The sequence below is a fragment of the Nocardioides mangrovi genome (genome assembly GCF_020073815.1).
GTDB lineage: Bacteria > Actinomycetota > Actinomycetes > Propionibacteriales > Nocardioidaceae > Nocardioides > Nocardioides mangrovi.
Map to the genome: position 1 here is coordinate 982,568 of NZ_JAIQZJ010000001.1, position 23,581 is coordinate 1,006,148.

General features: G+C 72.6%; 26 protein-coding genes and 1 other RNA gene. 6 read left to right on the plus strand and 21 right to left on the minus strand.

What is annotated here, in order from left to right; genetic code table 11:
- Window positions 1-50: 50 nt before the first annotated feature.
- The 3 genes from K8U61_RS04770 to K8U61_RS04780 all read right to left on the minus strand — a co-directional run bounded on the left by K8U61_RS04770 (window position 51) and on the right by K8U61_RS04780 (window position 2,410).
- Complete coding sequence (locus K8U61_RS04770; RefSeq protein WP_224121815.1) at window positions 51-1,211, minus strand: RCC1-like domain-containing protein; 1,161 nt, start codon at window positions 1,209-1,211, stop codon at window positions 51-53.
- A 99-nt stretch (window positions 1,212-1,310) separates the two neighbouring features.
- Window positions 1,311-1,775 carry a GNAT family N-acetyltransferase gene (locus tag K8U61_RS04775; protein WP_224121816.1) on the minus strand — a complete coding sequence of 155 codons (465 nt, stop codon included), beginning with the start codon at window positions 1,773-1,775 and terminating at the stop codon, window positions 1,311-1,313.
- A gap of 50 nt (window positions 1,776-1,825) precedes the next feature.
- The gene (locus tag K8U61_RS04780) at window positions 1,826-2,410 is read right to left on the minus strand and encodes a TetR/AcrR family transcriptional regulator (RefSeq protein WP_224121817.1); all 585 of its coding nucleotides are present in this window, start codon (window positions 2,408-2,410) and stop codon (window positions 1,826-1,828) included.
- 98 nt (window positions 2,411-2,508) lie between these two features.
- Between K8U61_RS04780 and K8U61_RS04785 the strand changes: the two genes are divergently transcribed.
- Window positions 2,509-3,195: an SDR family NAD(P)-dependent oxidoreductase gene (locus K8U61_RS04785; RefSeq protein WP_224121818.1), complete on the plus strand. Its 687-nt coding sequence runs from the start codon at window positions 2,509-2,511 to the stop codon at window positions 3,193-3,195.
- A gap of 85 nt (window positions 3,196-3,280) precedes the next feature.
- Here the strand turns inward: K8U61_RS04785 and ssrA are convergent.
- From ssrA to K8U61_RS04800, 3 genes are all read right to left on the minus strand, one after another.
- Window positions 3,281-3,651, minus strand: a transfer-messenger RNA (tmRNA) gene (ssrA, locus tag K8U61_RS04790).
- A 46-nt stretch (window positions 3,652-3,697) separates the two neighbouring features.
- Window positions 3,698-4,330 (minus strand): maleylpyruvate isomerase family mycothiol-dependent enzyme, encoded by a 633-nt coding sequence (locus K8U61_RS04795; RefSeq protein WP_224121819.1) that lies wholly within the window; start codon window positions 4,328-4,330, stop codon window positions 3,698-3,700.
- Window positions 4,331-4,355: 25 nt separating this feature from the next.
- Window positions 4,356-5,168 (minus strand): alpha/beta hydrolase, encoded by an 813-nt coding sequence (locus K8U61_RS04800; RefSeq protein WP_224121820.1) that lies wholly within the window; start codon window positions 5,166-5,168, stop codon window positions 4,356-4,358.
- A gap of 124 nt (window positions 5,169-5,292) precedes the next feature.
- Here K8U61_RS04800 and K8U61_RS04805 point away from each other — a divergent pair, with 124 nt between their 5' ends.
- Together K8U61_RS04805 and K8U61_RS04810 are read left to right on the plus strand one after the other, a co-directional pair.
- Window positions 5,293-6,069 carry an SDR family NAD(P)-dependent oxidoreductase gene (locus tag K8U61_RS04805; protein ID WP_224121821.1) on the plus strand — a complete coding sequence of 259 codons (777 nt, stop codon included), beginning with the start codon at window positions 5,293-5,295 and terminating at the stop codon, window positions 6,067-6,069.
- A gap of 21 nt (window positions 6,070-6,090) precedes the next feature.
- Entirely contained in the window at window positions 6,091-6,807 is a 717-nt protein-coding gene (locus K8U61_RS04810) for an alpha/beta fold hydrolase (protein ID WP_224121822.1), read from the plus strand.
- Here K8U61_RS04810 and K8U61_RS25360 read toward each other — a convergent pair.
- The 9 genes from K8U61_RS25360 to ftsE form a co-directional block, all read right to left on the minus strand.
- A complete protein-coding gene (locus K8U61_RS25360) occupies window positions 6,767-9,538 on the minus strand; it encodes an ATP-binding protein (RefSeq protein WP_224121823.1) in 2,772 nt (923 codons plus the stop codon). The two genes, K8U61_RS04810 and K8U61_RS25360, sit on opposite strands and share 41 nt — an antisense overlap.
- A 33-nt stretch (window positions 9,539-9,571) precedes the next feature.
- A complete protein-coding gene (locus K8U61_RS04820) occupies window positions 9,572-10,591 on the minus strand; it encodes a PNPOx family protein (protein WP_224121933.1) in 1,020 nt (339 codons plus the stop codon).
- Window positions 10,592-10,655: 64 nt separating this feature from the next.
- The gene (locus tag K8U61_RS04825) at window positions 10,656-11,675 is read right to left on the minus strand and encodes an endonuclease/exonuclease/phosphatase family protein (RefSeq protein ID WP_224121824.1); all 1,020 of its coding nucleotides are present in this window, start codon (window positions 11,673-11,675) and stop codon (window positions 10,656-10,658) included.
- Window positions 11,676-11,699: 24 nt separating this feature from the next.
- Window positions 11,700-12,074 (minus strand): DNA polymerase ligase N-terminal domain-containing protein, encoded by a 375-nt coding sequence (locus tag K8U61_RS04830; protein ID WP_224121825.1) that lies wholly within the window; start codon window positions 12,072-12,074, stop codon window positions 11,700-11,702.
- Complete coding sequence (locus K8U61_RS04835) at window positions 12,071-12,952, minus strand: amidohydrolase family protein (protein ID WP_224121826.1); 882 nt, start codon at window positions 12,950-12,952, stop codon at window positions 12,071-12,073. Before K8U61_RS04835 ends, K8U61_RS04830 begins: the two co-directional genes overlap by 4 nt.
- Entirely contained in the window at window positions 12,945-13,424 is a 480-nt protein-coding gene (smpB, locus tag K8U61_RS04840; RefSeq protein ID WP_224121827.1) for an SsrA-binding protein SmpB, read from the minus strand. The genes K8U61_RS04835 and smpB overlap by 8 nt, the downstream gene beginning before the upstream one ends.
- Before the next feature lie 31 nt (window positions 13,425-13,455).
- Window positions 13,456-14,715 (minus strand): peptidoglycan DD-metalloendopeptidase family protein, encoded by a 1,260-nt coding sequence (locus K8U61_RS25365; RefSeq protein ID WP_224121828.1) that lies wholly within the window; start codon window positions 14,713-14,715, stop codon window positions 13,456-13,458.
- 55 nt (window positions 14,716-14,770) lie between these two features.
- Window positions 14,771-15,682: a permease-like cell division protein FtsX gene (ftsX, locus tag K8U61_RS04850; protein ID WP_224121829.1), complete on the minus strand. Its 912-nt coding sequence runs from the start codon at window positions 15,680-15,682 to the stop codon at window positions 14,771-14,773.
- 31 nt (window positions 15,683-15,713) lie between these two features.
- Window positions 15,714-16,403, minus strand: coding sequence for a cell division ATP-binding protein FtsE (gene ftsE / locus K8U61_RS04855; protein WP_224121830.1), 690 nt, complete (start codon window positions 16,401-16,403; stop codon window positions 15,714-15,716).
- A 58-nt stretch (window positions 16,404-16,461) separates the two neighbouring features.
- Here ftsE and K8U61_RS04860 point away from each other — a divergent pair, with 58 nt between their 5' ends.
- Complete coding sequence (locus K8U61_RS04860; protein ID WP_224121831.1) at window positions 16,462-17,082, plus strand: hypothetical protein; 621 nt, start codon at window positions 16,462-16,464, stop codon at window positions 17,080-17,082.
- Between the two features lie 25 nt (window positions 17,083-17,107).
- Window positions 17,108-18,010 (plus strand): calcium-binding protein, encoded by a 903-nt coding sequence (locus K8U61_RS04865; protein ID WP_224121832.1) that lies wholly within the window; start codon window positions 17,108-17,110, stop codon window positions 18,008-18,010.
- Here the strand turns inward: K8U61_RS04865 and K8U61_RS04870 are convergent.
- From K8U61_RS04870 to K8U61_RS04880, 3 genes are all read right to left on the minus strand, one after another.
- The gene (locus tag K8U61_RS04870; RefSeq protein WP_224121833.1) at window positions 18,000-18,905 is read right to left on the minus strand and encodes an oxygenase MpaB family protein; all 906 of its coding nucleotides are present in this window, start codon (window positions 18,903-18,905) and stop codon (window positions 18,000-18,002) included. The two genes, K8U61_RS04865 and K8U61_RS04870, sit on opposite strands and share 11 nt — an antisense overlap.
- Before the next feature lie 121 nt (window positions 18,906-19,026).
- The gene (prfB, locus tag K8U61_RS04875) at window positions 19,027-20,145 is read right to left on the minus strand and encodes a peptide chain release factor 2 (RefSeq protein ID WP_224121834.1); all 1,119 of its coding nucleotides are present in this window, start codon (window positions 20,143-20,145) and stop codon (window positions 19,027-19,029) included.
- Between the two features lie 34 nt (window positions 20,146-20,179).
- A complete protein-coding gene (locus tag K8U61_RS04880) occupies window positions 20,180-20,641 on the minus strand; it encodes a CAP domain-containing protein (RefSeq protein ID WP_224121835.1) in 462 nt (153 codons plus the stop codon).
- Window positions 20,642-20,711: 70 nt separating this feature from the next.
- On the opposite strand from K8U61_RS04880, the gene K8U61_RS04885 reads away from it, so the two are divergent.
- On the plus strand, window positions 20,712-21,626 hold the full coding sequence (locus K8U61_RS04885) for a hypothetical protein (protein WP_224121836.1): 915 nt from the start codon (window positions 20,712-20,714) through the stop codon (window positions 21,624-21,626).
- 1 nt (window position 21,627) lies between these two features.
- Here K8U61_RS04885 and K8U61_RS04890 read toward each other — a convergent pair whose 3' ends face one another.
- The 3 genes from K8U61_RS04890 to K8U61_RS04900 are packed head-to-tail and all read right to left on the minus strand — an operon-like array spanning window position 21,628 to window position 23,481.
- On the minus strand, window positions 21,628-22,479 hold the full coding sequence (locus tag K8U61_RS04890) for a hypothetical protein (protein WP_224121837.1): 852 nt from the start codon (window positions 22,477-22,479) through the stop codon (window positions 21,628-21,630).
- Complete coding sequence (locus K8U61_RS04895) at window positions 22,472-22,882, minus strand: hypothetical protein (RefSeq protein ID WP_224121838.1); 411 nt, start codon at window positions 22,880-22,882, stop codon at window positions 22,472-22,474. The genes K8U61_RS04890 and K8U61_RS04895 overlap by 8 nt, the downstream gene beginning before the upstream one ends.
- Window positions 22,879-23,481: a hypothetical protein gene (locus tag K8U61_RS04900; protein ID WP_224121839.1), complete on the minus strand. Its 603-nt coding sequence runs from the start codon at window positions 23,479-23,481 to the stop codon at window positions 22,879-22,881. Before K8U61_RS04900 ends, K8U61_RS04895 begins: the two co-directional genes overlap by 4 nt.
- Window positions 23,482-23,581: the final 100 nt, after the last annotated feature.

The window sequence follows — 23,581 nt, forward strand, 5'->3', positions numbered from 1 at the left end:
GCAGTATCGGGAGGATCGGCTCGTCAGATGAGGGAAACGGCGAACCCGGCTCAAGGTGTCCGCATGATCACCGAGTAGCCGTAGCCGCCGTGGACCGAGGCGACGCGGTTGATCCCGCTGATCGCGACGGCGGTCGTGCGGGTGCCGCCCGAGACGCCGAGCTGACCCAGGTTGTTCAGGCCCCAGCCGTAGAGCTGCCCGCCGGCGCCGACGGCGAGCGCGTGGTCGCGGCCCGCGCCGATGACGGTGATCCCGGACAGGCCGTTGGCCACGCCCGGCGTGGAGCGGTTGGTCCGGTTGCCCGAGGACAGCTGGCCGTTGTTGTTGCGCCCCCACGTCCGCACCGTGCCGTCGGCGAGCAGCGCGACCGAGAACTCCGCGCCCGCGTGCACGGAGACGGCGTTGGTGATGCCGCTGACCAGGACCGGGGTGTTGCGGTTGGTCGTGGTGCCGTCGCCGACCTGGCCGTAGGTGTTGTCGCCCCACGCCATGATCCGGCCGTCGCTGCGCAGCGCGAGGACGTGGTTGCGCCCGCCCGCGAGCTCGGTGATGGTCATCCCGGCCAGGCCGCTCACCGGGCCGGGCGTCGTACGACGGGAGGCGTTGGTGCCGTTGCCGAGCTCACCGGCCGTGCCACGGCCCCAGGTGCGGACCGTCCCGTCGCCGAGCAGGGCCATCGCCATGTCGCGGCCGGCCGCGATCTGCGTGACGCCGGACAGCCCGGAGACCGTCACCGGCCTCGTGCGGGTGGTCGTCGAGCCGTCACCCAGCTGCCCGGTCGCGTTGTAGCCCCACGACCGGACCGTGCCGTCGGCCAGCCGCGCGTAGGAGCTGTAGTGGGCCGTGGTGATCTGCACGGCGGTGGTGATCCCGGCGACCTGCACCGGGCTGCGCTGGTCGGTCAGGTTGCCCTGCCCGGTCGCGCCCATGGACCCGTCTCCCCAGGCGTAGACCGTGCCGTCGTCGAGCAGTGCGAGCGCGTGCTCGCGACCGCCCGCGACGTCGGCGACATCGGTCAGCCCCGGCATCTGCCCGAAGCCGGTGCGGTTGGTGGTGGTGCCGTTGCCGAGCTGGCCGTCGGAGTTGAGCCCCGAGGTCCAGACGGTGTTGCCGGGCGCGGCGTACGCCGGCGACCCGACGACGAGGCCCGAGACGGTGACGACGGTGACGACGGCGACGGCGAGAAGCCGGCGGCGATGGAGTGGACGCATGGGAGACCCCTCAGTTCGAGCGCCCCCGTGCCGCTGCCGTCAGGCTATGTCGCTGTGGCTCTCCTGTGATCCCGAATCTGGGGGACGCCGGTACGCCGGTCAGAGGTCCTTGCGGAAGTGCACGTCGGACGACCCGACGACCGGCACGTCCTCCCAGCGGAAGATCTCGACGTAGCCGTGTCGCTCGTAGAAGCCCGGCGCCTGGAAGGTGAACGAGGTGACGAAGACATGGGTGCACCCTCGCCGTCGCGCCTCGGCCTCGAACTCGGCGAGCAGCCGGGCGCCGAGGCCGGCGCCGCGGGTGTCCTCACGCACCCACGTCATGCCGATCCCCGCTGCCACTCCCCACGTCCACCCGCTCATGCCGGCGGCGAGCACACCGTCGTCGTCGAGGACCTGCACCGTCAGCTCCCGGGCGGCGGCCGTGCCCCGCGTGGCCGCGGCGTTGACGAGGTCGAGCTCGTCGGACAGCCGCTGGTCGAGCGCGGGGACCGCGTCGCCCACGACGGAGCGGTAGCAGCGTCCGTCCTCGGCGGTCGGTGTGGTCGGGCTCTCGTCGGTCACGGTGACGGATGGTGCCACGGGCCCGACCGACCGGCGAACCGGCAGAGCCTCTACCCCGTCGCCATCGATCCGGCCAGCACGGTGTCGACGCTGGCGGCGGCCTGGGCGCCCGTGACCCGTCGGTGACCGACCAGCAGGCGATACCACTGCAGGCCGAGCAGGAGATCGACGAGGAGGTGCGGGTCGACATCCTCCCGCAGCTCCCCGCGGCGGATCCCTCGACGCACGGCTTCGAGCATGGGCTCCCGCCAGTGCTCGTGCAGCGTGCGGTAGGTCGCTGCGAACTCGTCGTTGGCCTGGGCGTGCGCCATCAGCGACCGGTTGGCGAGGGCGGTGCCGCGATCGCGACGCAGGTTCCGACGCGCCACCGGGACCACGATGCCGACGAGGTCCTCCCGCACGCTTCCGGTGTCGGGTGGCTCCAGGCGCTCGTCGCTGGCCCCGATGAAGGCCTCGACGACCAGGCGACCGAGGTCGCCGCCGTACCAGCGGTAGATCGTCTGCTTGCCCACCCGGGCGCGGGCCGCTATCCCCTCCACCGACATGGCTCCCCAGCCGCCCTCCTCCAGCAGCTCGACCGTGGCGGCCAGGATCGCCTTCTGGCTGGCGAGACTGCGCGGGCGTCCGGAGGGCACGGTGCCAGCATACCCACTTGCGAGACGCTCCGTCTCGTTCTACTTTTACGAGACGGAGCGTTCCATAGCGCTCCATGGGGAGGAGGCCGAGGAGAGCCATGATCGAGACAGCACTGGTGACCGGCGCCGGACGAGGGATCGGCAAGGAGGTCGCCCGCCAGCTGGCGGAGCGCGGGATGCGGGTGTGGGTCACCGCCCGCACGCGCGAGGCGGCCGCGGCCGCGGCGACCGAGGTCGGCGGCGAGCCCCTGGTGCTCGACGTCACCGACCCCGCGTCGATCGACGGCGCGGCGGCCGCGGTCGCGGACCTGGACGTCCTGGTCAACAACGCGGCGTCCTACCCGGACTGGGGTGCCACCGCGCTGACCGCCGACCTCGACGAGCTCGAGGCCGCGTGGCGCACGAACGTCGTCGGCCCGTGGCTGGTCACGAGGGCCTTCGTGCCGGCGCTGCGACGGTCGCCGAACCCGCGCATCGTCACCGTGACGAGCGGGTCCGGATCTCACGGCGACGAGCAGTTCGGACTGTCCAGTGGACCGGCCATGACGCCGTACGCCGTGACCAAGGCGGCCGCCAACGCCTGGACGCGCAAGCTCGCGGCCGAGCTCCCGGACATGCGGGTCAACGCGGTGGATCCGGGCCTGACGGCGACCGCGCCGGGCATGGCGGAGATGGGGGCGCGTCCGGTCCCCGAGGGAGCCGCCTCGGTGGTCTGGGCCGCCGTCCTGGACCAGGACGGGCCGACCGGGGGCTTCTTCCGCGACGGGGTCCCGCATCCCTGGTAGGGCGCGACCGGGTCGGCCGCTGCGTGCCAACAGAGAAGCCCGGACCCGTGAGGGTCCGGGCTGTCCGGGATCTCCGAGGAGATCATCGTGGAGCTGCGGGGAATCGAACCCCGGTCCTCGAGCGTCGAACCAGGTCTTCTCCGGGTGCAGTCCGTGATGTCGCTTTTCTCGGCCCCGGGGCTCGCACGGACACGTCCCCGACAGGCTCAGTCACGGAATAGTCCCGCTCACCCTCCGCGACCCGGAGTGAGCAGCAAGTCTCCTAGATGACGCCTGGGTCCGGGACGGAGACGGATGCCCGGTCAGACGCTTCGATCACCGCTCAGGCGGCGAGAGCGAAGGAACTGCGCTTAGCGTTGGCAGTTATAGGTTTCCAGCGAACGTTTACGAGATGACGCTGGCTTCTCGACCCGCTTCCCCTGGAACTAACGTCCCAAGTCGAAACCGATCAGCCCCTCTTGAGTTGTGACTCCAGTCTACGGGTCACAACGGAGCGACGGCATCAGGGATTCCCGCACCAGGCCCGCAGCGCGGGTACGCCGTCGCCGTCGAGCTGGTCGAGCAGGGCGCTGCGCCCGCTGAGCGCCATCGCCAGCGCCCGCGCCGGGCCCGCGACGCGCTCGCCGCTGCCGTGCGACCAGTCCAGGTCGGTGGCGGTGACCGCGAGACCGGGCCGGCCCTTCGGGACGAAGCCGCGGCGGGCGGCCGACGAGACCAGGAAGTCCAGCACGTCCCGCCAGGGCTCGAGCGACGCGGCCGCGTCGAGCCCCAGCGGGACGAGCATGTCCTGGGTGTGGATCCGCAGGTCGGTGAGCGGGGCGTGCCAGTCCATCGTGGGCGGCGTGAACCGGTGGTCGGCGTACTCACGCAGCCAGGCGGTCACCTGCTCCGGCTCCGCGTCCGCCCGCCAGCGCACGAGCAGCTGGTTGGCGCGGTCGAAGCTCCCCCGGCCGGCGGCGATCGCCTTGAGGAGGGTGAGCGCCGAGGTCGAGGGGCCGCTGGTGAGGTGCACCGCGACCTCCTTGACCGTCCACGCACCGCAGAGACTGGGCGTCGCCCACTGCGCCGCAGTCAGGCCGTCGAGCAGGTCGGCGAGGGAGCGACGCTCGGCCGCGATCTGGCTCCAGGGGTCCACGGAGCCAGTATCGGGGTCACATGTTTCAGGCGCCGGCGCGCAGGCCCTGCTTCTCCAGCCACTCCAGGCAGGAGGTGGCGACCTCCTCCCAGCCGCTGTCGATGGTCAGCGAGTGGCCGCGGTCCTCGAACTCGAGGAGCTCGGTGACGGCGCCGGAGTGGCGGTACTGCTTGAGCGTGGCCTTGGTGACCGCCTCGGGCACGGTGTGGTCCTGGCCGCCCATGATGAGCAGCAGGGGGCCGCGGTCCTCGTTGTCGGTGGCGACCTTGGCCGGTGAGTGCAGCGAGAAGTTGGCGGCCGCGGCCTCGAAGAGGGGCTTGCCCGGGGCCGGGATCGTCCACTGCTCGAAGAGCCGGTCGGACTCCTCCTCGGAGACCGCGTTGCCGAAGCTGTAGCGGAACTGCTCGGCGGTCAGCGAGACCGCGTGGTGCTTGTTGGCGGGGTTCTTGAAGACCGGCAGCGTCGCGCGCAGCGCGGAGAGCGGGAGCGGCAGCACGCCCTTGATCTGGGCGGCGTCGATGGCGATGGCACCGGCGGCCGCGTCCATGCCGAGCAGCTTCTCCGAGATCATGCCGCCGAAGGAGTGGCCGACCAGGATCGGCTTCTCGGGCAGGGTCTCGAAGTAGGCGAGGTAGTGCTCGACCACGTCGTCGATGCCGTGGTCGGCGATGGCATCGGGGTTGGCGCGGGAGCCCTCGACGGTCTCGGCGTCGCCGGGCCAACCGGGCGCGGTCGCGGCGTACCCGGCCCGATCGAAGAGCTCGACCCACGGCTGCCACGAGGTCGCGTGCAGCCAGAGGCCGTGGATGAAGACGACGGGTCGTCCGGTGTCGGTCATGGTTCCTCCATCGAGGTACGGGTGAGATCAGGTGAGTGGATCCATCGTGGCCCCGCGACGACGCAGTCGGCTTCAGTCATCTGACCGAAGAGGCCGCCCGACCCGCGCCCCTAGCGTCGTCGGCATGGACCTCGGACTCACTGGAACCACCGTCGTCGTCACCGGCGCCGGTCGCGGCATCGGGCTGGCGACCGTGCGGGCCTTCGTCCGCGAGGGCGCCCGCGTCGTCGCGGGGTCGCGGACGGCGACCGACGACCTGACCGCACTCGCCGAGGACGGCGTCGAGATCGTCGTCGTCGACCTCGCGAGCCCGGACGGGCCGGCCGAGCTCGTCGCGGCCGCCGGACCCGACCTCGGCGCACTCGTCGACAACGTCGGCTTCGTGCACCCGCGACCCGACGGCTTCACCTCCGTCACCGACGAGATGTGGGAGCAGACGCTCGGGCTCGACCTGCTCTCCCACGTGCGCACGCTGCGCGCCGCACTGCCGGTGATGGTCGCCCGCGGCGGCGGCAGCATCGTCACCATCGGCTCGGTCAACGCGGCCCTCCCCGACCCGCTCGTCGTCGATTACTCGGCGGCGAAGGCGGCCCAGGTGAGCCTGACCAAGGCGATCGCGCAGGAGTACGGCGCCCGCGGCGTCCGCGCCAACAGCATCAACCCGGGTCCCGTGGCGACCGACCTCTGGCTCGGCGCCGGCGGGGTCGCGGACGTGGTCGGCGCGGCCACGGGCCAGGACCCGGCCGCCGTGCAGCAGGGCGCGGCCGGCGCGAGCGCGACCGGTCGCTTCACCCGACCCGAGGAGGTCGCGGACCTCGCCGTGGTCCTCGCCAGCGGCCGGTGGCCCAACCTCACCGGAGCCGGCGTCACCATCGACGGCGGCCTGGTGCCCACCCTCTGAACGCCCCCGAAAGGAACTGCCATGAGCACGCGCCCCACCCTCGTCTTCGTCCACGGCGCCTTCGCCGACTCCAGCGGCTGGTCGAGCACGCTCGCCGACCTCGACGGCCGCGGCTTCCCGGTCCTCGCGGTCCCCAACCAGCTCCGCGGGCTGACCGCCGACGCCGACCAGGTCCGCTCGGTGCTCGCGACGATCGAGGGACCCGTCGTGCTCGTCGGGCACTCCTACGGCGGCGCCGTGATCGGCGAGGCCGCGCGCGGCGCCGACAACGTCCGGGCGCTCGTCTTCGTGGCGGCGTACGCCCTCGACGAGGGCGAGTCGATCGCGACGGTGCTCGACCCCGAGACCTACCCGGGCGGCCTGCTCGGCCCCGACACCACGGTGGTGCGGCCCTTCGGTGAGCAGGACGGCGACCTCTACATCACCGAGGACGACTTCGCGACGGTCTTCGCCGCCGACGTCGGCGCGGCCCGCAGCCGGCTGATGTACCTGACCCAACGGCCGCTGTCGCTCTCCGCCTTCGGCGGGACCGCGGCCGCCGACCCGGCGTGGCGGTCGCTCCCCTGCTGGGCGCTGGTCGCCGAGGAGGACAACGCGATCCCGCCCGCCGGTCAGCGGTGGATGGCCGAACGGGCCGGCGCCACCATCAGCAGCACGACCTCGTCGCACGCCGTCATGGTGTCGCGCCCGGAGGCGGTCACGGCAACGGTGCTCGCGGCTGCGGAGAGCGTGGGCTGATCGCGGCCGCCAGCTGGCTGCGGCTGGTGATCCCGAGCTTCGGGAAGATCCGGTAGAGGTGCGAGCCGACCGTCCGGTGCGAGAGGAAGAGCCGCTGGCCGATCTCGCGGTTGGACAGCCCCTGCGCGGCGAGCTCGGCGATCGTCGCCTCCTGCGCGGAGAGCGCCTCGCGCGGGCTGGCCGACGGACCCCAGCCGACCTCGCCGGTCGCCCGCAGCTCCTGGTCGGCCCGGTCCGCCCACGACGCGGCGCCGAGAGCGGCGAAGGCCCCCCGCGCGGCGCGCAACGGCTCCCGGGACTCGACCACGCGGCGCTGTCGGCGCAGCCACTCGCCCAGCGCGAGCTGGAGCCGGGCCCGGTGCCACGGATAGGGCCGGGCGGCGCCGTCGAGGGCGGCCGCGAAGAGCGCCTCGGCGGACGCGTCGTCGGCGAGCACCGCGGCGGCGTACTCCAGCGAGATCGCGGAGCCGAGCGCCGGCACCGGACCGGCCAGCTCGGCGCAGGCGGCGACCAGGTCGCGCACCGGCTCGCGACGGCCGGTGCGGACGCCCGCGTCTGCGAGGTAGCCGATGGTCCACAGCTGCTGCACGCGTTGGTACGACGGGTCCGCCGGGTCGAACGTGCGGTGCAGCTCGCCGTACGCCTGCTCGGGCCGGTCGGCGCCGAGCTCGGCCAGGGCTCGCGTCATCTGCACGCCGGCCAGCAGCGAGGAGCTCGCGTTGGGCAGCTGCACCGCGGTCTGCTCGGCCTCGGCGAGCAGCACGTGGCGGGCGTCGAAGCGGCCCGCGACCGCGTCGGACAGCGCGACCGCGGCCCGGGCGGTGGCGGCCCACACGGCCTGCCCCGTCTCGTCGCCGAGCCGCACGGCCTCGTCGGCCGACCGAGCGGGATCGAAGACGCCGAGGTTGATCTCGGCCCACGACCGGATGGCGAGCGCCTCCGCCAGCAGGCTGAGGCGACCCTGGGCGCGCAGCTCGTGGATCGCGGTGGTGAGGAAGGTGTCGGCGCGGTCGAAGTCGCCCACGCAGAAGGCGGCGATGCCGAGGAGCCCGGCCAGGTCGGGCCGGCCGTCGGCGTCGGCGGGCCACCGGCCGAGGTCCGCGACGATCGTCGCAGTCTGCTCGAAGGACTCGGCGAGGCCGAGGACGGCCAGCATCCGCGGGTCGTGCGGCGGGAGCGGGACCTGGCCCACGGCGGCGACGATCTCGGCGCGGACCTCGGGGCCCGGGTCGCGCCACCAGACCCGGCGGGCGGCGCCGAAGAGCAGCTGGACGGCGAGGTCGGGGTCGCCCTCGCGGGTCGCGGCGCGGGCGAGGCCGACGATCCGCCGGATCTCGGACGGCTCGCTGGACGCACCGTCGTGGAAGGCGCCGTCGAGCCAGGTCAGCCGCGACCGGTCACGGGCGTGCAGCGTCGTGCCGGCCACCCGCGCCTTCAGGTCCTCGACCTGTGCGTGCCGGCCGAGCTCGTAGGCGAGCTCGGCCGCGCTGAGCAGCCGGGAGGCCCGGGACTCGGGCTCGGGGCTGAGCGCGGCGGCGCGCTCGAGCCAGACCACGGCCGTCGTCACCGCGCCGCGGCGCCGAGCGTCGGCGGCGGCGGCCTCGAGCTCGGCGGCGACCTGCTCGTCCCGCCCCGGTACGGCGGCCGCGCGGTGCCACACGGCCCGGTCGTGGTCGGCGGCGAGCACCTCGGCAAGGGCCGCGTGCGCGGCGTACCGCTGGTGCCGCGACATGCTCTGCCGCAGCGCGGAGCCGATGAGCGGCGTGGCGATCCGGTAGTGGTCGCCGACGACCGCGAGCAGCCCGAGTCCCTCGGCGCGGTGGGCGGCGTCGGCGTCGACCGGCTCGCCCAGCAGGAGCGTGGCCGCCGCGAGCACCTCGGTGAGGTCGTCGCCATCGTCGACCGCGGCGACGTCGAGGACGGCGCGGGCCACGGGGTCGAGCTCGTCGGCCCGGGTGGCGAAGGCACCCTCCAGGCGCGCGGTCATCGGCAGGTCCTCGTCGAGCTCGGCCCAGGACTGCCGCCCGTCGGAGAGCGAGGTGGCGAACTCCGCGAGCGCGAGCGGGTTGCCGCCGGCCTGCCGGACGATCCGCTCGGCCAGCGACGCGGACAGCTGGGGCGCCCGCGTGTGGAGCAGCTCCAACGAGGTGGCGTCGTCCAGCCCCGCGAGCGTCGTCCAGGACATCGAGCGCGGGTCGCCCAGCTCCGGGACGAGCGCTCCGGAGGTCGCGACCACGACGACCCGCTCCCCCAGGATCCGGCGGACCACGAAGCCGAGCACGTCGAGCGAGGGCTGGTCCATCCGGTCGAGGTCGTCGAGGCTGAGCAGGACCGGGACGTCGGCGGCGGCGTCGACCAGCAGCTCGAGCGCGGCGAGGGACGTGAAGAACGGGTTGACCTCGATCGCCCCGCCCATCGCGAAGCAGGCCAGCAGCGCCTCCCCCTGCTGCCGGGGCAGCTGGTCGACCCCACCCAGGACGGGACGCAGGAGCTGGTGGAGGGCGGCGTAGGGCAGGTGCGCCTCCGAGCCGGTCCCGCGCGAGGCCAGGACCGTCCAGCCGAGCTCGCGGGCCTGCTCCTCGACGTGGCCGAGGAGCGCGGTCTTGCCGGACCCGGGCTCACCGAGCAGGCCGACGCCCGGCGCGTCGGTGCCGATCGCCGCGAGCAGGTCGGTCAACGCACGGATCTCGGCGTCGCGCCCGAGGAGACCCGGCCCGGTCGTGGTGGTCACCGCACGAGCATCAGGCCATGGGAGCGTTCCCGTCTACCGATCCGCTCGATCTGCCCCCACCCGGAGGAGGACCAGGGGCTGTCCCTCGGTGACCGAGGCGTCCGGCCAGCGCTCGACGTACGCCGCGAGCGCGCCCGCGTAGTCGACGTCGCCGGGCTCCACCAGCCGCGCCGTCGCGGGCGCCCAGACACCCTCGCGCAGCACCTCGACCGAGGTCGCGACGCGGTCGAGGTTGCGCCACCAGGTCTTGCGCTCGGGGCGGCCGGGGACGAGCACCAGACCGCCCGGAGCCAGGGCGTACTGCACGGGGAAGCGGAAGGTCCGGCCCGACGTCCGGCCGCGCACCGCGAGGCCGACAAGGGAGCCCTGCAGGCCCGCCGGGTGCCGCGACGCGAGCCGGCGGAGCATCCAGCGGCTCGACACGGACGGTCCGGAGAGGCTGGGCAGGAAGGGTGCGGTCAGGCCACCGAGCACACCGCCCGCGACGACACCGGTCGCCGTCCCGGTCGCGAGCACCGTCCACGTCGGCCAGCTCGCGTCGGGTGCGGTGGCACCGACGAAGATCACCGCCATGACCACGGGCCAGGCCGCGGCGTTGGCGACCGTCCACCGTCGGGGATGCCGGACGACGCCCCGCAGGGCGGTCGCCTGGGCCGCGCCGAGCACCGGGCCCAGCACCAGTCCCAGGGCCGCTGCCCCGAGGACGACGAGCAGCATCGGAGGCTGCTCGGCTTCGCCTCCACCGACGGCCGACGGCGCCGACGCCGCGGCCCAGCCCAGCCCGGCGACGAGCACCGTCACCGCCAGGTAGCGCGCTCGGGACAGGCCGGGGGCGATGCGGCCGAGGACGGCGCCCTGGGCGACACCCAGGGCCACTCCCTCCACCAGCCCGCCCGCCACGACGACGGCCAGGGCCGCCGCTGCCGCCATCCCGTCGGCCAGCACCGCCGCTCCCGCCGCGGCCGTCATCCCGACCGTCTCGGCCATCGCGCAGGCGACGACCCAGGACCGGTAGGGAGTGGCCCGCTCGGAGCGGACGGTGGTCTCGAGCACGACACCAGTCCACGCCTCGCGCCGCGGAGCGGTCAGGGTCGAAGGTCCTCGGTCGAGGTGCCGGTCAGCCGAGCGAGAAGGTGGCGAGGACCGCGTCGTGGTCGGAGGCCAGCTCGCGGGTCGACTGGGCGGTCGGCGTGATCCCCGCGGTGTGGAAGACGTAGTCGATGGTGTTGCCGCCGTGGTCGCCGGTGCCGCCCGCCGGGACGCCGAAGGTGTCGTACGTCGAGGTCAGCCCGGCGGCCGCGAGACCGGTGCCCGGCCAGAGCGGGCCGTGGTAGCCGGCGTTGAAGTCGCCGCCGACGAGCACCGGGCCGCTCGTCTCGAGCTCGTGGACGAGGTCGGCGAGGCCGGCGACGAAGATCGGCAGCAGGCCCGCCGTACGCCGCAGCGTCGGAGCGGGGTGGGCGGAGACGACGGTGACGACCTGGCCGGCGGCGTTGCGCAGGGTGACCCAGTTGACCGCTCGCTCGCCCCACTTCACCTTGCGGGTCGTCAGCCAGCGGCTGCCCTCGTCGACCGCGGTCCACCGGTCGGTGCGCCAGAGCACGGGCGTCTCGGCGAGGTAGGGCGACCCGGTCGCGCGGTAGGAGGTGTAGCCCGCCGGCCGGATCTGGGTGTCGGTGCGGTGGCCGGCCTCGTTGAGCGTGACGAAGTCGGGCTGTGTGGAGACGACGGCCGCGAGGTCCTGCGCGAAGGACGTGGCGGACATGCCCTGGTAGAGGTTCGCCTGGGTGATCGCGATCGTGGCCGGGCCGGCGGGGGCGGTCGGGCTGGGTGTCGACGCGGGCGTCGACCCCACGCGGGCGGCGGTCCGGGGCACGACCACCGGCTGGCCGGCGACGGGTGCGCTCGGGGTACCGGCGGACGGCGCGGCGGGGGTCGGGCTCAGGTGCAGGGTCGCACCCTGCCGGACCGGGGCGGGCTCGGGCGTGAAGGGCGCGATCGAGGGCGCCGGGGCGACGACCGCCTGCTGGTCGGCCGCCGACGACGCGAGGTGCCAGCGCACGACATCGCCGCCCACGACTCCGACCCCGGTGATCGCCGAGGCGATGACCAGGGGGACGAGGACGCGGTCGAGCACGTCCTGGTTATCGGTCGCTGCGGCTCAGACCTGAGGGGCGGAGACCTTCACGAGGATCCAGTTGCGCGGGTTGCCGTGCATCGCGGTGCGGGTCAGCGCGAAGATGCCGGTGAGCCGCTCGCCGTGCAGGTCGACCTTGATGTGGCCCGCCTCGATCGCGGTCGCGGCGTCGGGCTCGGTCAGGTTGTCGTAGGTCCCGCGGTCCCAGGTCGACTTGTGGTCGTCCTCGTAGTCGGCGTGCGCGAGCTCGTGGTCGTCGACGTGGACGGCCAGCCGCTTGATGTGCGGGTCGGTCGACGGCTCCTTCGGCACCGCCCAGGACACCAGCACGCCGTCGACCTCGAGCCGCAGGTCCCAGTGCAGCGTCGTGGCCTGGTGCTGCTGGACGACGAAGATCATCGGTCCCGCCCCAGGAGCGCGTGCCCGTTGTCCCAGCAGACCGCGCGCAGCCAGTCGTCGCCGAGGTCGAGCCGGGCCAGCCCCTCCAGCTGGTGGGCGTAGGGGTAGGGGATGGTCGGGAAGTCGCTGCCGAGCAGCACCTTGCCGGCGAGGCCGAGGTCGCGGACCCGCGGCACGAGCTCGTCGGGGTAGGGCGGGAAGAAGTCGGTGAAGACCATCGTGGTGTCGAGGCGCACCTCGTCGTACCGCTCGGCGAGGGCGAGGAAGTCCGCGCACTCCGGCGCGCCCATGTGCGCGATCACCAGCCGCAGCCGCGGGAAGCGGCGCAGGAGTCGCTCGGTCGAGGCGGGACCGGTGAACTCGTTGCCGACGGGACCGGAGCCGGCGTGCACCACGATCGGCGTCCCGGCGTCCTCGAGCGCGCCCCAGACGCCGTCGAGGAGCGGGTCGTCGGCGTGGAACTCCCCCACCTGCAGGTGCACCTTGAAGATCTCGACGCCCGCGGCGATCCGCTCTCCGACGTACGACGCCGCCTCGGGCTCGGGGAAGAACGTCGCCGACCACAGCGACTCCGGCACGTCGCGGGCGAAGCCGGCCGCCCAGTCGTTGAGGTACTCCGCGACGCCGGGCTTGTGGGCGTAGGGCAGCGTCGGGAAGTGCCGGATCCCCATCGCGCGCAGGAGCTCGACCCGCTCGGCGTGGTCCTGCCGGTAGCGGATCGGCCACTCCCGGCCGATCTTCGGGCCGGCCGCGTCGAAGACGGCGTAGACCGCGCGCTGGATGTTCGGCGGCAGGAAGTGCACGTGCACGTCGACGAGGCCGGGCAGCCCGAGCGACTCCCAGAAGCGGCGTACGGCGGGGGCGTCCGCCTCAGTCACTCATGCCCTTGAGCCGGCGTCCGACGGCCTGCTCGGTCTCGCGGTTGGCCTGGCGCTCGGCGAGCGCGGCGCGCTTGTCCCACGACTTCTTGCCCTTGGCGAGCGCGATCTCGACCTTGGCCCGGCCGTCCTTGAAGTAGAGGGACAGCGGGACGACCGTGAGGCCCTTCTCGTTGACCCGGCGCTCGATCTTGTCGATCTCGACCCGGTTGAGGAGCAGCTTGCGCTTGCGGCGGGCGGCGTGGTTGGTCCACGTGCCGTTGGCGTACTCCGGGATGTGCACGCCGTGCAGCCAGGCCTCGTGGCCGTCGATGTCGACGAACCCGTCGACGAGGGACGCGCGCCCCTGACGCAGCGACTTCACCTCGGTGCCCTGGAGGACCAGGCCCGCCTCGTAGGTGTCCTCGATGAGGTAGTCGTGCCGCGCCTTCTTGTTCTGCGCGATGAGCTTGCGCCCCTCTTCCCTGGCCATCCCACCATTCTCCCAGGTCGGGGCAATCCGGTTACGGCAGCCAGTTCATCGGGTCGACGGCGGTGCCGTTGACCAGGATCGTGAAGTGGAGGTGGCAGCCGGTGGACCAGCCGGTGGAGCCGACGTACCCGACGGTCTCGCCCTGGGTGACGTGGTCGCCGACGTTCACGCGGTAGCTGGTGGCGTGGTTGTAGACGGCGGTGACGTTCTTGCCGTTGATCTGGCCGAGGCTGACGTAGAGGCGGTTGCCGTAGACGTCCGACCAGTACTTCTCGATCACGGTGCCGCCGGCGATCGCCTTCATCGGCTCGCCGCAGGAGACGCCGAAGTCGGTCCCGTCGTGCAGGCCCCAGTAGTGGTAGATCGGATGGATCCGCCAGCCGAACGGCGAGGTGACGACCCCGGGGACGGGGCGGATGAAGAGGCCGTTGGTCGGGCCGGTGTAGCCGCCGCGGGCGCGCCGCGCCTGGGCCAGGATCTTCTGCCGGATCCGCTGCTCGCGCTGCTTGGCCCGGTGGAGCGCGCGGAGATCCTTCTGCCGGGCGTCGCGGGCGTCGGACTGCGCGGCCCGCCGGTCCTGGACGAGGTCGCGGACCCGGTCGCGGGCCTCGCGGGTCTCCTGGTGCAGCGCCTGCATCGTGACGAGGTGGTCGGCGGCGGCCTGCCGCTGGACCTCGACCTCGTCGCGGGCGTCCTGGACCTGGCGCTCCCGGACCTGGAGCAGCACCTCGGCGGCGTGGAGGTCGTCGTACGCCGCGGTCTGCTTGCCGACGATGACGCTGTGCGCCTCCTCGCGCCGGGTGAGGTCCGCGGTCGACCGGGAGTTGAGCAGGGCCCCGAAGGCGATCAGGTCGGGGTCGCCCTGCTCGTAGATGTCGGTGATCGTGTCGGTGACGGTCTGGCGCTGCTCCTCGAGCGCGGCCTGCCCGTCGGCCAGGTCCTGCTCGGCGGTGGCCAGCTTGGACTCGGCGGCGGCGAGCTTCTCCTGCATGTCGCGGTCGCGGACCTTCGCCGCGTCGAGCCGCGTCGAGGCCGACTGGTACGCCGCGCGGGCGCCGTCGAGCTGCTTCTGCGCCGAGTCGAGGGCGGCCTGGGCCTTGCGGAGCCGGCTGCTCGACTCGTCGAGGTCGCGCTGCGCGTGGTGGATCTTCGACTGCGCGTGCTGCTGCCGGTCCTTCAGCTGGTGCGGATCGGCGCTGGCCAAGGGGATGGCCACCGCGCCCACGGCCAGCGCGCAGACCGTGGTGGCCGCGAGCAGGCGAGGGCTGGCGGTACGGGGGAAGAGACGCACCGGGCTGCCTTCACGTGTTCGGGGAAGTGAACGCGACGACGGTAACCCGCCGGATTCAGGTTCTGAGGGATTTGCGGCTGACCAGGAGTGTCGGCACCAGCGTGAGCACCGGCGCGATGATCGCGATCCGGACCGCGGCGTACCAGAAGGCCGACCAGTCGATCCACGGGATGAAGCCGACCGACTCCCGCAGCCGGTCCTCGAGGCCGAACTGCATGACGGCCGCGAGGGTCCCGCCGACCAGCAGCACGGAGATCGCGGCGGTCACGATCGCCTCGAGCAGGAACGGCAGCCGGATGTAGAGGGACGACGCACCGACCAGCCGCATGATGCCGATCTCGCGGCGGCGGGCGAAGACCGCGAGGCGGATGGTGTTGGCCACCAGCAGGAGCGCCGCCACGACCAGGACGACGGCGATGACGGCCGAGAGGATCTGCATCAGCCGCATGCTCTTGAGGATCGGGCCCACGACGTCGCGCTGGTCACGGACGCTGCTGACGCCGTCGAGGCCGATGACCGCGCTGGTGATGCCTTGGTACTGGTCGGGGTCCTTGAGGGTGATCCAGATCGACTCGGGCATGTCGTCCGCGGTCGCGGCCGGGTTGGGGCCCTCGAACTTCTCCGGACCGAGGAGCTCCTTGACCTTCTCGAAGGCCTCCTCCTTGGTCTCGAAGTGGTAGTCCGCGACCTCGGGGCTCTCGTCGACGACCTTCGCGATCGCCTGCTTCTGGGCGTCGGTGACCTCGCCGGTGCAGGACGGGTTGTCGTCGCGCGCCTTGCACAGGAACGCCGTGATCTGGAGCTCGGAGCCCCACTGGTCCCGCGCCTTGTCCGACTGCTCGTGGATCAGCAGGCCGAAGCCGACCAGGGTCAGGGACACGAACAGGGTGAGGATCACCGCGATGTGCATCGACAGGTTGCGGCGCAGGCTCTGGCGGAGCTCGGAGAAGACGTAGCGAAGCTGCATGGGTGAGAAGTCGTCCTTGGGTCGGGAGTGCTCAGTGCTGGAAGCCGTAGACGCCCTGCGCCTGGTCGCGGACCACCCGGCCGTGGTCGAGCTCGATGACGCGCTTGCGCATCTGGTCGACGATGCCGGCGTCGTGGGTGGCCATCAGCACGGTGGTGCCGGTGCGGTTGATCCGGTCGAGCAGCTTCATGATCCCGACCGAGGTGCTCGGGTCGAGGTTGCCGGTGGGCTCGTCGGCGATGAGGATCTGCGGCCGGTTGACGAACGCGCGGGCGATCGCGACCCGCTGCTGCTCGCCGCCGGACAGCTCGTCGGGGAGCCGGTCGCCCTTGCCCTCGAGGCCGACCAGCTCGAGCGTCTCGGGGACCAGCCGCCGGATCTCGGTCCGCGAGCGGCCGATCACCTGGAGCGCGAACGCGACGTTCTCGTTGACGGTCTTGTTGTTGAGCAGCCGGAAGTCCTGGAAGACGGTGCCGATCTGCCGGCGCATCCGCGGGACCTTCCAGCTGGCGAGCCGGTTGATCTCCTTGCCCGCGACGTAGACCCGCCCGGCGGTGGGGCGGTACTCCCGGAGCACCAGCCGCAGGAAGGTCGACTTGCCCGAGCCGGAGGTGCCGACGAGGAAGACGAACTCCCCCTTCTCGACATCGACCGACACCTGGTCGAGCGCAGGGGCCACCTGGCCGGCGTAGGTCTTGACGACCTTCTCGAAGCGGATCACGGGAATCGACGATAACCGCACCGCCTGAGCGCATCGCGGACCGCATAGGTTGTCGGGCGTGCCTCCCGTGTCCCGCCTCACGACCGTGGCCGCTCTCGGCGCGGTCGCGCTGCTCGTCGCGCTCGGGCTCGGCGGGTGCGACGACGGGGACTCCGGACCCACCAGCGCGCCCACGCCGTCGAGCACCCCACTGGACGACTTCGACTCCTCGGGGCTGGTCGTGGGCCGCACCGGCTTCTGCGCCCGGGTCGCTCCCGCCGCAGTCGAGGAGGCGCTCGGCGGCTCCGTCACCGACAGCAGGACCTGGTCCAACGGCGACCGGGCCGAGGTCGAGCCAGGGGTGACCGACGTCGTGCACGAGTACGGCTGCTCGTGGACCTCGGACGGCGGCGAGGCGCGGGCCTGGGTCTTCGCGCCGCCGGTGACGATCCGGCAGGCGCGGGTGCTGGCGCGCTCCGCCGCAGGTCAGCGGGGCTGTACGACGATCGCGGACGCCCCGGCGTACGGCGCTCCGACGGCCGCGGTGCGCTGCCGCGCCGACGGAGCGGTGACGACCAGCTTCCACGGCCTCTTCGGCGACGCCTGGCTCTCCTGCTCCCTCACCACGCAGGACCGATCTGCCGCGATCCTCGAACGCGCGGGGCGGTGGTGTGTCACAGTCGCGCAGGCGTCGTCCTAGGCGCCCCGATCTCGGAGGTTCCTGCGTGCGCCGTGCCCTGGCCGTCCTGCTGCTCGTCCCCGGCCTGCTGGCCGTCGCCCCCGCCGCCGAGGCGGTGCCGACCTGCGGCGGGAAGAAGGCCACGATGGTCTTCGGTGACGGCGATGACGAGGTGCAGGGCACCCGTGGCGACGACGTCATCGTGCTCGGAGGCGGTGACGACTTCTTCACCGGCGGCCGCGGCGGGTCCGACATCGTCTGCGGTGGGGCCGGGGACGACCACCTGCACGACGCGGACCGTGCCCGCGGCGGGAGGGACCTCTTCGACGGCGGGCCGGGCACGGACTCGCTGACCTTCGCCGGTCACGGCGTGCAGGTGTCGGTGCCGGCCGGGCAGGAGTCCGGCCACGAGAGCGACCGGTTTCGGCGCATCGAGGTCTACCACGGCACATCGGGCGATGACGTCTTCGCCGGCAGCAGCAGGGCCGAGACGTACGTCGACGAGGGTGGCGAGGACCTCGTCGACCTCGGCGGCGGCGATGACGTCGCGACCGTGACGGGGTCCGGATCCCTGAGCGCGGGCGCGGGCGACGACGAGATCGCGGTCTCCTTCGCCGCGGAGCCGAGCATCGCCGCGGGCCCGGGCGACGACATCGTCCAGATCGCCGCCTCGCGCCCGTCGGTCGACGGTGGGCCGGGCAACGACTTCGTCGGGTTCTGGTACGACGGCGAAGGCGTGATCGTCGACCTCGCTGCGGGAAGCGTCAGCCAGGCGACCTACGGCGACTTCGGGGCGCTCGCCTTCGAGAACGTCTTCGGCACGGCCGGCGACGACACGATCTACGGGACCGACGGCCCGAACATCCTCCAGGGAGGAGAGGGCACCGACACGATCGACGGTCGCGGCGGCGACGACGCCTGCGCGGGCGAGGTCGTCGTCAACTGCTGAGCGGCTCCGCCGTGGCGTCGCCGTGGCGCACCGGGCAGCCCCGCTGGCCGGGCACCGGGAAGGTGCCGAGCTCCTCGACGCGGTAGCCGTCCGGGTAGCTGCGGATCTGGGGCAGGTCCTCGACCAGCTTCGGCTCCTTGCGCGCCGGGAAGGCACGGAGCAGGAGCGCGCGGGCCTTGAGCGCGCCGCGCGACGCGGCGATCACCCACGCCGGCGGCGTGGCGTAGCGGAACGCGGCGCGCAGCGGCGGATCCATGAGCGACCGGCTGAAGACGCCCATCACCGGCCGGGCGATCCGTGGCTGGAAGCCGACCATCAGCGCGAGGGTGGCGTCGGCGACCCGGCGGCCGCCCTCGTCGTACGCGAAGTGCTCGGCCTCGTAGGAGTCCATCAGCTCCTCGAAGCCGGCGTAGGTCTCCGGGATGTCCTGGATGCCCATGTGCCGGCCGAGGGTGCGGTAGTACTGCACGCTCGCCTCGAGCTCGATGGGCGTCAGCGGGCGCTTGCCGAAGTCGTCGAGCCAGCGCTTCGGGACCACGACGAAGGTGCTGAGCACGTAGCGGAACTCGTGGTTGGGGATGTCGTAGGCGCGGTGCATGGCGTTGATCCGGCGGATCGCGGCCTTGGACTCGGGGTCCTCGAAGCCCAGCCGGTTGGGCGGCTCGAGCAGCAGCGCGGTGTCGTCGTACCGCTTCTGCGTGCTGGCGGTGAACTCGCCCGTCTCGTCGAGCAGTCGGCCGATGCCGGGGACGGCGTAGGTGCGGAAGAGCGCGAAGCCGAGCGCTTGGTTCATGTCCCACGGGAACTCGTGGGCCACGACCTTGGCGTAGATGTCGACGTAGTCGGTCGCCGGGTCGAGCGCGTCGTTGTAGCGCCGCCAGTGGTCACGCCTCATGCGGCCGACCCTAGAACAGGTTCTGCCGCACCGGCAGGGGGCGTCGTACCTGACGTTACGGTCGTGGATCTCGCGAAAACACGACCATCTCGTCAGGTACGACGGTCGGCGGCGTGCCCGGCTAGTTGGACTCGGCCTTCTCCGCGCCGCGGCGCCAGCGGATGCCGGCCTCGATGAAGCCGTCGATGTCGCCGTCGAAGACGGCCTGCGGGTTGCCGACCTCGAAGCCGGTCCGCAGGTCCTTCGCCATCTGGTAAGGGTTGAGGACGTAGTTGCGCATCTGGTCGCCCCAGGCGGCGGCCACGTCGCCCTTGAGGTCCTTCTTGAGCGCAGCCTCCTCGGCCTTCTTCTTCGCGAGCAGCTTGGCCTTGAGGACCACCATCGCCGAGGCCTTGTTCTGCAGCTGCGACTTCTCGTTCTGGCAGCTGACCACGATGCCCGTCGGGATGTGGGTCAGACGGACGGCGGAGTCGGTGGTGTTGACCGACTGGCCACCGGGGCCGCCCGAGCGGAAGACGTCGACCCGGATGTCGTTCTCGTCCACCTCGATCTCGTCGGTCTGCTCGAGGACCGGCACGACCTCGACGGCCGCGAACGAGGTCTGGCGGCGGCCCTGGTTGTCGAACGGGCTGATCCGGACCAGGCGGTGGGTGCCGGCCTCGACCGACAGGGTGCCGTAGGCGTACGGCGCGTGGATCGCGAACTCGGCGGACTTGATGCCCGCCTCCTCGGCGTAGGAGACGTCGTAGACCTCGACGGGGTACTTGTGCTGCTCGGCCCAGCGCGTGTACATCCGCATCAGCATCTCGGCGAAGTCGGCCGCGTCCACGCCCCCGGCGCCGGAGCGGATCGAGACGATCGCCTCGCGCTCGTCGTACTCGCCGGAGAGCAGGGTGCGGACCTCGAGGGCCTCGACCGACTTGTGCAGCCGGCCCAGCTCGACCTCGGCCTCGGCGAGGGAGTCGGCGTCGCCCTCCTCCTGCGCGAGCTCGACGAGGACGCCGAGGTCCTCGATCCGGCTGCGCAGCGAGGTGATCCGCTCGAGCTCGCCCTGGAGGGCGGACAGGCGGCCGGTCACGCGGGTGGCGTTGGCCTGGTCGTCCCACAGGTCCGGCGCGGCGACCTGCTCGCCGAGGTCGGCGATCTCGGCGCGCATGGAGTCGAGGTCGAGCACGTGCTCGATCGTCCCCATCGTCGTCTGGAGCTGCTTGATCTCTGCGTCGAAGTCCGGTCCTGCCACGAGGGTCAAGGTTACGGGTCCGCGGCGTGCAGTCCTAACGGCGACCGAAGACCTGGGAGATCCACCACCGACCGTCGTCGTCGCGGCGGGCACCCATGCCCATGAGGCGGTACTGCGGCCGCAGGATGTTCTCGCGGTGGCCCTCGGAGTGCATCCAGCCCTGGTTGACCACCGATCGGCCGCTCGCGAATCCGTAGGCGATGTTCTCGCCGGCCATGGTCAGGTGGCAGCGGCGCATGATCGGGCCGAGCGACTGGTGGACCATGTCCTCGGTGCGCGCCATGTGGCGGGCCCACCGCTCGGCGAAGCCCTCGACGCACCGCTGGGAGCGCAGGTCACGGCGGTCGTGCCGGTCCCGCTGCTGGTTGGTCGCGGCGAAGGCCTGCTTCTCGTAGCGGTCCGACGGGCTGTCGGCCGACGCCGGCGCCGCGCTCAGCAGGCCGACGAGCAGCGCCACCGGCGCGAGCGCGATTGCGATCCTGATGGTCCGAGACATCGCCTCACTGTGCCACCGACCCGGCCGCGACGGCCAGTGTGCGGGTAGTGGCCTCGCTAGGGTCCACCCCATGCGACTCGGAGCGAGGACGGCGGCACTCGTGCCCGTGGTGGCGCTCGCGGCCGCCGGGTGCGCCCTGCTCGGCGGTGGCGCCGACGCCGGCGACACCGTCGCTGCGGAGGTCCAGGCCCTCGGCACCGACGCCGCGGTCGTGCAGCTGCCGACCGGCCGGCTCTCGGTCCTGCTCGGCGAGCCCGTCGACAGCGTCGCCGCGGACGAGGCGGCCGACCAGGAGGACCACGACCCGCCCGACGGGGGCGCGTTCGTCGGCGTCGGGTGGACCTTCGACCCGGGCGCGGGCCTGAGCACGACCCAGAAGGCGATGGTCCTCGACGACGACGTCACGCCGACCGTGACCCTGGTCGCGGGTGGCGACCGCTACCCGATCGACCAGGCCCTCGACGACGACCCCGCCCTCTTCGTCGCCGTGGCCGGCAGCGACGACGTACGGCTCGAGGTGGACTTCGACGGCGTCGTGCAGACCGTCAGCTCCGGCGGCCGGGTCGACGAGGGCGACGCCGCGGCGCTGTACGACGCCACCGGGTCGCGGGCTCCGCTGATCGACTGCTCCGACCAGCGGCTGCGGCCGCCGGCGGACCTCGACCTGCTCTGCAGTGCCGAGCTCGACCTGGTGCCCTACGTCAGCGGCCCCGGCTGGGCGGACGCCGGCGCAGCCTGGGCGGTGGTGCGCCTCGAGACCACGGTGTCCGGGGTCGAGGTGACCTCCACCGAGGACAGCTCCACGCTGGACGGCGACGACCCGACCCTGACCGTGCCGAGCGACGTCACCCGCCCGGGCTTCCGGAGCGACCAGCTCGTCTTCGACAGCAGCGCCGACGCCGCGCACGTGCTCGACGTCGCCCGCACCTACACGACCGCCGACGGGACTACCGACGGGACCACGCAGGTCACGCTGCGGCCGTAGGTCAGGCCGCCTCCCACGGGTCGTTCATCGCGCCGCTGAGCGCCTCGGACGGCCGCGGCCAGGTCTCGTTGGGCAGGCCGTTGTGGCCGAACGAGGCGGTCAGGCCGTCCCAGTCGCCGGCCGAGCCGATGTTGAGGCTGGCCCAGTAGGAGATGTACGTCGTGACCACGTTGCTGATGTCGGAGACCACGCCCGCGATCAGCTCGACCGCGACGCCCGCGCCCAGCGAGGCCCAGTTGCCGGCGTCTCCGATCTTGCCGGCGCTGGCGGCGAGGTTGCCGGCGAGGTCGACGATGTTCTGGAGCTGGTCGCTCCAGTGGTTGACCAGCGTGAGCGAGTTGTCGTCGAGCAGGTCGGCGGCGTTGAGCAGCATCTCGCTCATCCCGGACACCGCGTCGGTCTGGGTGCCGGAGGCCGTCGAGTAGGCGCCGTACGCGCGGCCGGTCCAGCTCGCGTCGAGCAGGCCGTTGACCTCCTTCAGCGAGGTCTCGATGGTGCCGAGCTCGCGGACGGAGTCGCGGTAGGCGCTGCTGATCGAGCTCATCATCAGCGGGTCGCCGAGGATCGAGCCGATCGACTCGCGGATCTTCTTCTGGCCGTCCTCCCACGCCGCCCACACCTGGTCCTGCGCGGCGTCGAACTTCTTCTCCAGCTCGTGCCCCGCGAGGCCGCCGAGGATGCCGCCGAGGGGCCCGCCGGCGATGGTGCCGAGGATGCCGCCCGCCTCGGTGAGGTGGTCGTTGACGAAGTTGGCCATCGCCTTGATGAAGCCGTTGACGGCGTCGGTGACGTCGTCGATCGCGTCGTTGACCTGGGTCAGGAAGACCTCCGGGTCCTTGGATGCCTCAGCCATCGCTGACCTCGTTCGTGTAGGTGCGGAAGTTGGCGGCCTGGTCGGTGTCGGTGTGCGAGAAGTCGTTGGCCGTCTCGACGAGACCGTCCGCGATGTAGGAGGTGATGTAGGAGCCGTCGAAGGCCGCCTGGCAGATCGAGTGGTTGAAGTCGGTGCGGAACTGGCCGGTCGTGTAGAGCGTGTCGGCCATCCCGAAGATCCCGACGTACCCCTCCCCCGGCTGGCAGAGGCTCAGCACCTTCTTGAGGCTGGAGGACACGTCGTCCCAAGTGTGGCTCGCGCCGATCAGGTCCTTGGCCTCGACCGAGAAGCCGCCGGCCGGGGCGTGCGGGACGCCGTGGTCCGGGTGGTCCTCGGGTGCTTCTCCGTACGGCGGCGGGCCGCCTCCGTCGCTGGGCCTCATGCCGGCTCCCCCTTCTCGTAGGCGTCCCGGAAGGCCTCCCTGAGCGCGTAGCGCACCTCGGGCTCCGGGGCGTTGCTCAACCAGTCGCGGTCCGCCTCGAGGCCGACGACCCCGATGGTCAGGCCGACGCGGACGCGGACCTCGGCGTACTTGGACGTCCCGACGACGACCTGGTCGCGGTCGGGGAAGGGCTCGCGGCGCGGGTCGTCGACGCGAGCGGTCGGCCGCTCGAGCCGCGGCAGCCGGGGGCGCGGGCGGGGCTCGACCCGGCGCTCGCCGGCGATGAGCTGGCGGCCGAGGTGCGCCTCCTCCTCGCCGTCGCCGCGGAGCTCCGCGTTGGCGGCCATCCGGCGCAGGTCGGCCGTCATCAGAGCCTCCTGCACGACCGCCCACAGGGTGAGCGGGTCGCGCATCTGCTCGGTGAGCCGGACGGTGGGTACGTCGATCACCCACCCGGTCGGGTCGACCAGCAGCTCGACGCGCTGCGCGCGGTCGGAGCCGGTGGTCGGCGTGGTCACCCGGTAGAGATCCGGGTCGAGGAGCGCACCGAGGCGGTCGAGCCGCCGTCGCGCGCCAGTGCTGAGCGTCGCTTCCGTCATCGTTCCCCCGATAGCCGAGCCGTCGTCTCCCGCCCTCTTCCCGCCCGGCTCGGAGCCGAAACCGCTCGCCGGTCGGACCGTCGGCGACCGGTCCCGGCGT